The 3,271-nt window shown below is 68.0% G+C and carries 1 protein-coding gene; it reads right to left on the bottom strand.

Annotated features, from left to right (window positions below; genetic code table 11):
• Positions 1 to 3,271, bottom strand: a 3,271-nt coding sequence (locus ACXJJV_RS06790) for a cobaltochelatase subunit CobN (protein ID WP_456467430.1), incomplete at both ends; no start/stop codon positions are given.

The raw sequence follows: 3,271 nt of genomic DNA, 5'->3' as shown, positions 1-3,271 counted from the left end.
GCTCGGCCGCTCGTTCGACCGCCGGCTCGGGTCGCTCGCGTTGCTCCTTTCGTCGCTCCTCCTCCCACCCTGCCCCGGGCTACCTCTCGTCCGGTTAGGCTCGGTGAGGTCCCGTGACCGGGTGGGCCGCTGGTTGCGGTCGTCGTGGTCCGGGTTCCCGTGGGATTGAGTCCGGGCGTCGTCCGCGTCGTAAGTGTGGCAGAGTGGGTGGGTCTGGTCGTTGGTGCGGGTGACGTGGCGCGATGTGGGGTGGTCGCTGCCGTGGTGGGGAGGGTGGTGACTCGAGATGGTGTGGTGGGACTGGTGGTGGAGCGTGGGACGGCTCGAGGTGGTGCCGCTGGGCTTGGGCTGGGTGGTGCGGTGGGAGCGGTTGTGGCGGGAACGGTCGGTTGGGACGGGATCGGTGCGGGCGAGGGGGCGGGCGTTGGGGTGAGTGAGGGGGCGCCGCTGGGAACCTGGCCGAGTGCCTGCTGTCCCATGTAGTTGGATCGGAAGATCAGCTCGGCTAGACGGACGCCGGGTATGAGCGTCTCGTAGAGCCGGAGGGCTTGGAGGAAGCGCTGTTGGACGGCGGGGTTGCCGCACACGGCGGGGCAGCAGCAGAGCTCGCCTCGGAGTAGCGCGGGCACGATGATCTCGCGCACGAGCTGGACGAACGCGGGGCTGGTGAGGAGTTCTCGGCTTACGAGGCCGTGCTGGGCTCGGTCGTAGGCGATCGTCACCAGCTCGACGGACAACGATAGCAGGGATTCGGGGGCGTACCGCTGGAAGAACCTCCGGTTCGCGACCAGTATCTCTGCGGTTCGGCGGAAGATGGCCTCCCAGTTGAGGAGGGTGGGGGTCAGCGTGGACCAGCCGCGGATGAGGAAGCCGAGTCGTTTGAGGTACTCGACGGCGCCGGAGGCTCCGTGGAATTTCATGGAGCGGAGGTAAAGCGGGTTGAAGACCGTGCGCATGAGGTCGTACCAGGCGTAGTATTGGAAGGGCATGAGGAGCGAGTACCTCACGGCGGCCGTCAGTCTGCCTTTCAGGGCGTTTCGAGCGGTGTTCGCCGCGGCCGCTAGGGTGGAGATCATGTTGGCGGCGAGGAGCAGGGCGGCCGGGCTGCCGGAGCGGGCGATGGTGATCAGGTCGCGGGCCCAGTCCGGTACGTTCGTTCCGGTGCTCTTGAGCAGTCGGAGCGCCTCCGTGAGGATTTTGGCCATTCGCTTGCGGTCGCCGGCGGTGTAGGCGCCGAGGGCCGTGTGTCGGAGGTTGAGCACGAGCATGCCGATCTCCGGCTCCTGCTCGGGCGCGAGCCCGTTCACCGCCTCGACGATGAGTCTGGTGCCGCCTTCGAACGCGTAGATGCAGTCGTCGTGGAAGAACGTGAGCGCCTCGTCGGAGGAGGCCATGGTGTGAAGGGTCAGGTCCGGGGCGGCGAGGTTGAGCGCTAGGAGCAGTGGGAAGCCGACGGAGGTGTACCGGGTGGGTCCGTAAACGTAGGCCTCGCCGTTCAGGTACGCTTGCGCGAGTCGGACTCGGTCTTCGAGGAGGAAGGCGCCCGACTCGATCGTCTTGCCGATCACGTTCGTGTAGTCGCCGGGCCCCTGGCAGAAGACGTTGACCGCGGCCAGGAGGGGTAGGTCCTCCTCGGGCACCGTGGCGATCTGCCGGGCCCACTCCGGGAAGTGCGGCAGCGTGGGCGCGATGCGCACGGCGAGTAGGGCGAGGTAGACCGCGGCCCAGTCGAGGAACGGGTAGTTCTCGCTCGGTGGGACGGTTGTCGCCAGGAATTTGGCGGTCTCGAGGACGGAGTGGAAGTCCAGGCCGGTCTCGGCGCAGTCCCGGGCCACGGCGCTGAGCAACCTGCGCAGTCCCCGCTCCAGCAGTCTCGTGAGGGTCGCGTCGCCGAGCGCTTCGGCCAGTTCCAGCGCGCGCCGGTAGGCCGCGAGCACGGCGTCGTGCAGTGGGTTTCGCCACCTGCCGCGCTCCAGAAACGCCACGATCCGGCGCAGGTGTTCGCGCACGAGGTTCGCCACCGATCCGCTCCACCGGACGATCCGGCCGGAGATCGCGGAGGCCGTTCCGAGCTCGTGGGCGAGGTAGGGCTCGGCCGCGAGAATCGCCGCCACGCGTCCGAGGAAGAGCTCCGAACGGATGTTGTGCAGGTAGTGGTCCTTGAATATGCACGTGCCGAGGACGATCACGTCCGTGAGTCGACGGATCGCCCCTTTGAGGACGAGGGAGGCCAGTAGCACGACCTTGCCGCCGGTCCGCGCGCTGACCATTCCCTCAACCGTAACCTCCTCACCGGTGTGGACCGACCCCGCCGACAGGTGAACCCACACCGTGGACCGCCCGTCCGTCAGCGCCGCCCACTCGCCGCGCACCTCCTTTACCCGTCCCCGAAGGATGACGTGACCGAAGGCGGGTCCGAACTCGAGCAGCTCCGACGGGGTAATGGCGTGCGGGTCGGGGGGAACTATCCTCGCCTCCTCAAGCACGATCTCCGTGCGCAGTGGCACCACGGTGCCCAGGATCGTGACCTCGTCCCCGACCCGAAGCCCCTGCGGTAGGGCCGTCCTCGGTCCCCTCACCTCGATACAGGCGCCGCCGTACGGGGGCCGTACGATCATCCTGAAGCCGTGCTCGGTGAGTTCCAACTTCTCTACGACGCCCGAGACAAGCACCTGTCCGTATTTGAGCCTCAGTGCGTCCGGTGGGGCCGTGAGCGGTCGGACGCCGACGACGATTCCGTCCGGGTCCTTCTTCGGGACGACCCCCATCAGCACCATCTCGACCGCGATGGGCAGGGCCCGCGTGTTGTTGCAGTCGTAAGCGAAGGTGAACGCGACGACTTTCCTCGCGACCATCCTGAGGGGCAGGGCGACGACGTAGGCCGCGTTGAGGGAGATTGCGTCCGGCCACCGTCGCGGGTCGAACAGGCACGAGTTACGGCCGGTCGGCAGGACGTCTACCTCCTTGAACGGGCTGCCGCCGTACCCCGGCGGAACGTAGCGGCCCTCGAGCGCGCGGAGGAGGTTCTCCCGTTCGAGCCGCGCGCTCTCGAAGAGCAGCCCCACGACCCGCGCCGCCTCCCGGTGCGGCTCGTCGGATTCCCTGGTTTCCGGCCGCTCGATCACCTCTCGACAGATCTTCGCGGCTCGCTCGAGGCTCACCGAGCCCATCGTCAGGTTTGAGAGGATCCGGGCCGCGAAGTCGGCGACGGCGCCCACCGGATCCTCGCCCAGTGGTGGCATGCCGTAGACGTGCAGTCCGGCCGGGACGA

The organism is Methanopyrus sp., assembly GCF_053997775.1.
Note: the sequence above shows the minus strand (reverse complement) of the source record. Positions and strands in the feature narration are given on the sequence as shown.